Consider the following 7736-nt stretch of genomic DNA (forward strand, 5'->3'; position numbering starts at 1 on the left):
TATAAACTATACAAAAGGAAATGAAATTTTAAAAGTAAATTTATGAATCAGAATAGCTTAAAATTTACATTAGTGGTATTCACAGCAAAACTCATCCCAACACGCTGTAAAAATTATAACTAGTGACAGATTCTTACAGCTATTCGTTGTCTGTAATTAAATGAAGATACGAGCTTACATATTAGAGAATAAATGGAAATTGATTCTAATTTTGCTTTTATTGCTTACAAAATCAGGATTGCAATTATATAATTTTCCAACATCATACGGATTTTGGTTTTTGCGAATTGGAATATTCTTGACTGCAATAATTTTAAGCTTGATAATTGTTAGAAATTGGATTCCTAAACTGATTACAATTGGATTAATTGTTATATTCTCAATTTTGCAAGGTCAATTAAATTTGTGGAAAATACCGACTCGAAAATATGCAATTGAACTTTATAAGGACAATGACAAAGCAATAAATCTGATAATACAGCAAGACTCAATTCGAAAGATTTATAATAGACCACTTGACGGATTAATTGTTGAAAATTTTCGATATGGAGTTGATTCAGTTTTGCTAAATGCTTCAGAAAGAAAAATAATTGAATCATTCATTAAAACAACGGATATAATTGAAATTGAGAAATGTGAGTTCGGTGTGCTTTTTATAATGAGAAGATTTATTGATAATGGATACGGTTTGTTTTTTGTGACCAAAGAACAATTGGAAAAAATCGAAAAAGAAGAACGATTTAGGATAAATGGCTACGATGTGACTGGATTTTCTAAGATTACGAATGGTTGGTACTATTTATCTTTTACATAAGGTTTTGACTATGAAAAAATGGATTCTTTATATCAGTTTCGCCTTCATTTTGACAGCTTGTTCAATAAAGCCGCCCGATTGGATTATTGGGAAATGGTATGATTCTACAAATCCAAGTGATTCAGAATGGATTTTTACAGAGGACTCCGTAATGAATAAACAAGGTACTATAAAAAGTGAGTTCTTCATTGATTGGACTGACAAGAATTTGGAAAACAAATATGTGCTTCAAGCAAGTCATGTTTTAGAGTCGGAACCTCATTATGAAATATTTGAAAAGATTAGCACCGACACGATTTTATATTATATTTCAAGTGATTTAGAAAATAAAGATTCGGAAAGTGAGAAAACAAAACTGATTAGAAAATAACTACATGCAATAATGTATAAAAATAAAAGCCGAGATAGTTATGCTTTTAGGGCTTTAGCCCGCTTCAACTTTCTTGTAACTTGACAGGAAAATGCCACGCAATCGGCAATATTACCATAACGCCAAGCCTTGTTAGCATTGAACCCAAAACAAAACAATTAAACTAGAAAATGAGAAGAAGCCTATTATCAAGTTTATTGATTCTATTAAGTGTTTTAGCTCTTAAAGCTCAGGGTAAAAATTCGAATGAGAGATGGAAAACGATATTTGAGAAATACAATATCAATGGAACCTTTGTGCTTTATAATACTTCCTCAGGAGAAAGTCAGTTTTTTAATGAAGAAAGAAGTGATAGTACTTTTTTGCCAGCCTCAACATTTAAAATTTTAAATTCCTTAATCGCATTAGAAACAAAGGCTGTTAGCAGTGTAGATGATACCATTAAATGGGATGGTTTGGATAAAGGATGGGAAAAATGGAATAAGGATCAAAGCATGAAAACAGCCATGCCGCTGTCCTGTGTTTGGTTTTATCAGAAATTAGCACGCAGAATAGGTGCAAAGAATATGCATAAATGGATGCTTAGGGTGGGATATGGAAATACGAAAATGGGAGGTCGAATTGATAATTTTTGGCTCGAAGGGGATTTGCGCATTTCAGCAAAGGATCAGGTGAAATTTATAGAAAGACTAATTAATAATGATTTACCATTTAGTTTGGAGAATCAGCAGGCAGTCAAAGACCTTATGATAACAGATGCAACAGACAATTACGTTTTACATTCCAAAACCGGTTGGGCAATGAGGATTGCGAATCAGATTGGTTGGTTTGTAGGATATGTAAGCTCAAAAGAAGGCACCTGGATATTTGCATTAAATATGGATTTAAATACAAAGTCGGATGCAAAATATCGAAAACAAATAAGCTATGATATCCTAAAGGAAGAAGGAATAATTGATTAAGCACAGGCAGCTATATGCTTTGTGAGTACAGGTTTATAAAAATGATATGCTTTAAGTAAACGATACAGGCAGGAATAAAATTTTAAAGGATAAACTATTATAACAAGAATAGCTATGATAAAATTTGGCTCGTTAATCGGATTTGGACTTGCAGTATTTGGAATACTTATTCTGTATGACAAAAACTATATTTATACCATAAATCCCATTGCGATTATTATTCAAATCTTCTCGGTAGGACTAATGATTTGGTCTCGAATCACATTTGGGCGACGCAGTTTTCATGCTACGGCAAATGCTACAGAAGGTAAACTTGTAACAAATGGACCTTATCGGTGGCTTCGGCATCCAATATATGCTTCCATCATTTATTTCTCTTGGGCTTGTTTAATATCGTTTCCTTACCTGTGGGCTTTCATAGCAGTATTTCTAATAACGGGTGGACTTTTTTTAAGAATGATATTAGAAGAAAAATCATTAAAAGAAAGCTATCCGGAATATGTATCCTATTCTAAAAGAGCGAAAAGAATTATTCCTTTTATATTTTGAGAATTGGAAATCAAATAAAGCCAAAGCGTTGTAAAAATTATAAACTAGTGACTAGATTTTACGGCTATTCGTTAAATACAATAAACCATAGAAAATGGATAAGAAATTAAGACCATCAATTTTTAAAAGAATGTTAGCATTATTCGTTGACTTTCTAATACTAGGAATTATAGGATATATTTCCGGATTATTTTTTGAGGATTTTTACGTTTCACTTGGTAAATACGGCACCTTATTAGGAAGCACAATTACAATAGTTTATTTCTCAATTCTTCAAAGTTCAATTGGTAATGGACAAACCATAGGAAAAAAAACTATTGGTGCAAAAGTAACAGACCTTAAAGGAGGATACCTGACACTTGAAAAGTCTTTTTTAAGGTCTTTCATAGTTTTTTTCCCAATTATGAATGTTCAATTATTTTCAGGAGGAAATAAAATGTTAATAATAGTAATGCTGCTAGTATTAACAATAATGGCATCGGTCTATTTTATTCTAGTAAATAAGTCAAGAAGATGTTTACACGACATATTGGTTGCAAGTATTGTTACAAAACAAGATGTTACGGATATAGAAATTGACGAACAAAATGACAGAAGTACGATGAAACTTATTCCACTTGGTTTGATAGTTATTTTGATGATTGGGATGGGTATTTATCAAACATTTACTGAAAACACGATAAGTCAATTACTTGCTGCTAAAGAAAAAATTGAGAATAAAAATGGAGTTATTGCAGTTAATGAGGTGAAATCAAGTACAACAACTTACACCAGCACTAATAAACCTTCAAGAACTTATTCATCTATACAGATCAGCGTAAGAATTGATGATAAAAATGAAGCCAGTAATATCGAATCTAAATATTTCGAAGATATCTACGAGATAGTCAAAAATGAGATACCAGCATCGCAGGAAATGGACGGAGTTACAATGACTCTTTATTACGGTTATAATATTGGCATTGCAAGTAAAACCCAAAGTGTTACAAAAACGATTGAAAAAGGAAATGATTAAGAAATGCTCATAAATAATAGTAGTAAAAGTATTAAATTCAAGGCTTATATCCCGTTTCAATTGTCTTGTAAATTAAAAAGGCACTCAAGCTATTAACCCTATAACCGTAAATACATTTTATGAAAGCTTTAAACCTAATTGTTTTATTATTATTTGTCAGCAATATTTTTGCTCAAGAGATTCAAGTTAAAGAGATTAAATCGGAAGTTAATGAAGTGACTGTTTTTCTCGAAGGTGCGCAAGTTACTCGCACAAAAAAGGTTGAGCTCATGAATGGGATTACAATCTTAAAGTTTGTTAACCTATCTCCCTTCATTGATGCTAAAAGTGTCCAGATAAAAGCTAATGGGGACGTTACCGTTTTATCTGTAAATCATCAGCAGAATTACATTGACAAGCTGGAGAAGCCTCGAGATATTAAAGTGCTTGAATCAAAAATTGAAGAGATCAATAAACAATTGAATTTGGAAAAGACTTATCTTTCAATTTTAAATGAAGAGCTTGCCTTTTTAAAAGAGAACAGAGCAATTGGTGGTAAATACAATGAGCTAAGTGTGACTAATTTAAAGGAAGCAGCTGAATATTATAGTACTAAACTCACTTCAATTAAACTAAAAGAGATTGAGAGAAATAAAACAATTGAAGATTTACAAAAACAAAAAAGAAACTTTGAAAATCAATTAAAAACATTGAGTAGTAAGAAGGAGTTTCCAACTGGAGAAATTTTAGTTAAAGTTAGGACCAAATCAAAGGCATATCCAAAAATTGAACTTTCTTATTTAGTTGAAAATACGGGATGGTTTCCGACATATGATATCAGAGCCAAGGATATAAGTGAGCCCGTAGAAATAATTTATAAAGCGAATTTACGTCAGGACACAAAAGTAAATTGGAATAACGTTAAACTAAAATTCTCGTCATCCAACCCAAATACATCAGGAGTAGCTCCTCAACTTAAAACCTATTATCTCGGATACAATACAAAGCCACCAGTTTATAACAGATCAATCAATTCGGTCAGCGGGCAGGTTTTTGATCATGAAAAATCGCCTTTGCCAGGAGTAACTGTGGTAGTGTCAGGTACATCAATAGGTACTACAACAGATATGAATGGAAATTATTCATTGACACTTCCTTCCAATGCCAATCAATTAAATTATTCATTTATTGGCTATGAAAAACAGACATTACCTGTTTCAAGTTCAGTAATGAATGTATACATGAATGAAAATTTTTTACCTCTGGAAGAAGTTGTTACTGTTGGCTATGGCTCTAAAAAGAAAAGAGATTTGACTAGTGCATTACAGGGAAAGGTTGCTGGAGTTAGAATTAGGGGTACTTCTAGTGTGAGGAGTAGAGGTTCAGAAAGCAATGCCATACCTTTTCAAAAAACCGAAAATCAAACGTCAATTAATTTTGAAATTAAAACACCCTATACGATCAAATCTGACAATAAAAATTATTCAGTAGATATGATAGTATATGATGTTCCTGCATCCTATCAATACTTTTGCATTCCTAAAATTGATAAAGATGCTTTCCTTATTGCAAACATTACTGATTGGGAAAAATATAATTTACTGGAAGGTGAAGCAAATATCTTTTTTGAAGAAACTTATATTGGTAAAACATTATTAGATGTCAGGTTTGCATCTGATACACTACAACTCTCTTTGGGTCGTGATAAGAATGTAAGTGTAAGTCGTGAAAAGGTAAAAGATCATACTACAAAACAATTTATTGGCACAAAGAAAGAACAAACAAGAGGATGGAAAACGACTGTTAAGAATAACAAAAGTCAAAAAATTCAGATGATTGTATTAGATCAAATTCCAGTTTCAAGATTTGAAGAAATTGAAGTTGAACTTCAGGCATCTTCAGGAGGCAAATATGAAAAAGAAAGCGGTGAGATAAAATGGAACTTTACTCTAGATCCGACTAATAAAAAAGAACTTGAATTAAAGTATTCTGTAAAATATCCAAAATCACGAAAACTAAATATTGAATAAAGAACTAGACACATTATTTTATAATAGACTAAAATAATTGATCTGAGGCAGTATTCACAGCCCAACAGCTGATAACAATTTGTAAAATCATAACCATTGATGGATCTTACAGTTTAAGGTTAGGTTTCATTATAGACAACACATTACACAAGAAATAAAATTAAAATAATGAAAACAGTAAGATTAATGACAATTGATAATTTGACAGAAGCTCATATAATAAAAGGACGTTTGTTAAATGAAGGGATTGACTGTTTTTTGACAAATGAAAATTTTACTAATTTAATGCCATTGTACAATAATGTGTTGGGCTCAGGAATACAAATTATTGTAAATGAAATTGACATCGACAAAGCACGAGAACTTCTGAAAGATAAAATAGAGCCAAATAATACAAAATTAGTCTGCCAAAATTGTGGTTCTGAAAATATTGGTTTAGGATTAGGAAAAAGAAAAGCATTTAAGATTTTCAATATAATTATTGCATTGTTAGTGGTTTTCCCAATTGGAAATTTAAAGCCAAGATATTATTGTAAAGATTGTAAAACTGAAATTAAATAGAAAAGTACGTTGAAACGAAAATAAATGCAGAAAAAAAGGATTTTGGTTTTTAATAGTAATTACTTCAATGATTGCGATTTATTATTTAGGTTGGTCATTTGCACCAGGAAGTTATGCACGTGCAGAAATTTAAGAAATCGAAGCATTCAAAAATGCCAAACGCATCATATTCAACACCTTGGTATTCATTGCTAAAATCCTACTAATAGAAGCATATCAAAGACAAAAAAATGCAGCAAAACAATTATATATATTCTTTTAATTATGACGATACTGAAAGGGAGTTATGCAAGCTCGAATCGAGATATATTTTTAATAAGGAAGAAAAGAATAAGCTGCTTTTCTCTGATATAAAAGCTGAACCTTCGAGTAGTGCTTTCATAAAAAAAAGACTTGATATTATTTTATTCTCTGAAGATTATTCTACGTTAATAAATGAAATAATAAAAGAAAATATATGCGTTGAGGGTTTTAAAGTGGAATATTTAGTTTTGGATGGTGATACAATTAAGTATGCTGAGAGGCTTGATAAGTTAAGAGGTATAGGTTACGCCATTGAAGGCAATCCGGAATATCATAAACCAACCATAACTTATGCTTTATGCTATTACGAAGATATTTGGTATTTTGGTGTTTTGCTTAAAAATAATTTTACCTGGCATAAACACAAGCAAAAACCATACTCATACAGTAACTCAATAAATATAAATATTGCCAAAGCTCTTGTCAATATTGCATCAAAGGCAAACAAAGAGAAAAAGCTGCTAGATGCATGTTGTGGTGTTGGCACAATAATGTTAGAAGCCTGTTTTGCAGGAAATAACATTGAGGGTTGTGAAATTAATTGGAAGGTATGTAGGCAAGCACGAGAAAATCTTTCTCATTTCAACTATACTACCAATGTATATCGCTCCGACATAAAAGACATTAGCAATAGGTATGATGCCGCCATTATTGACTTGCCATATAATTTGTTTAGCTATGCAGATGATGATATTATCTTTCACATTATTGAGTCGACAGTAGAAATCACAGATCGACTTGTTATTGTATCTATCTCAGATATAGAAAACTTGATCAGCAAAGCAGGATTGATAATATCAGATTATTGTAGCGTTAGTAAAAAAAGGAACGCAAATTTCTCTAGAAAAATATGGGTTTGTGAAAAGAAATGTGCGAAACAAAAATCTCTTCAGAGATAGGAGAGCAATGCTTTCGTTCATTTTGCCTTGATACAAAAAGAACCAAAAAATCAAGAAAAAAATATGCTATCCCCACACTCTGGATATTCTTAACGACTTTATCCGGTTAGCGGAAAAGTCTAAATATCCATTCACCCCACCGCCGGCCCGCATTTTTTTCAGGCCATCGCGCATCCACACATCAGCAGACTGCTCCATTTCTTTAGAGCATCTCCAACAAACTGCAGATGCGCTAATTCTTAGCTGTCATTGTG

8 protein-coding genes are annotated in these 7736 nt (G+C 31.7%); all 8 read left to right on the plus strand.

Going from position 1 to position 7736, the window contains the following annotated elements:
- The first annotated feature begins 298 nt into the window (after window positions 1–298).
- The 8 genes from DLK05_RS16135 to DLK05_RS16170 all read left to right on the plus strand — a co-directional run bounded on the left by DLK05_RS16135 (window position 299) and on the right by DLK05_RS16170 (window position 7482).
- Window positions 299–814: a hypothetical protein gene (locus DLK05_RS16135; RefSeq protein ID WP_127345043.1), complete on the plus strand. Its 516-nt coding sequence runs from the start codon at window positions 299–301 to the stop codon at window positions 812–814.
- 10 nt (window positions 815–824) lie between these two features.
- Window positions 825–1184, plus strand: coding sequence for a lipoprotein (locus DLK05_RS16140; RefSeq protein ID WP_127345044.1), 360 nt, complete (start codon window positions 825–827; stop codon window positions 1182–1184).
- Between the two features lie 170 nt (window positions 1185–1354).
- Window positions 1355–2146 carry a class D beta-lactamase gene (gene blaOXA, locus DLK05_RS16145; protein ID WP_127345045.1) on the plus strand — a complete coding sequence of 264 codons (792 nt, stop codon included), beginning with the start codon at window positions 1355–1357 and terminating at the stop codon, window positions 2144–2146.
- A 114-nt stretch (window positions 2147–2260) separates the two neighbouring features.
- A complete protein-coding gene (locus DLK05_RS16150; RefSeq protein ID WP_127345046.1) occupies window positions 2261–2695 on the plus strand; it encodes a methyltransferase family protein in 435 nt (144 codons plus the stop codon).
- A gap of 94 nt (window positions 2696–2789) precedes the next feature.
- A complete protein-coding gene (locus DLK05_RS16155; protein WP_127345047.1) occupies window positions 2790–3710 on the plus strand; it encodes an RDD family protein in 921 nt (306 codons plus the stop codon).
- 119 nt (window positions 3711–3829) lie between these two features.
- A complete protein-coding gene (locus DLK05_RS16160; RefSeq protein ID WP_127345048.1) occupies window positions 3830–5719 on the plus strand; it encodes a DUF4139 domain-containing protein in 1890 nt (629 codons plus the stop codon).
- A gap of 168 nt (window positions 5720–5887) precedes the next feature.
- The gene (locus DLK05_RS16165) at window positions 5888–6280 is read left to right on the plus strand and encodes a putative signal transducing protein (RefSeq protein WP_127345049.1); all 393 of its coding nucleotides are present in this window, start codon (window positions 5888–5890) and stop codon (window positions 6278–6280) included.
- Between the two features lie 230 nt (window positions 6281–6510).
- Window positions 6511–7482 carry a TRM11 family SAM-dependent methyltransferase gene (locus tag DLK05_RS16170; RefSeq protein ID WP_127345050.1) on the plus strand — a complete coding sequence of 324 codons (972 nt, stop codon included), beginning with the start codon at window positions 6511–6513 and terminating at the stop codon, window positions 7480–7482.
- The last annotated feature ends 254 nt before the right edge of the window (window positions 7483–7736 follow it).

It is taken from the genome of Ancylomarina longa, assembly GCF_003996985.1.
Lineage (GTDB): Bacteria > Bacteroidota > Bacteroidia > Bacteroidales > Marinifilaceae > Ancylomarina_A > Ancylomarina_A longa.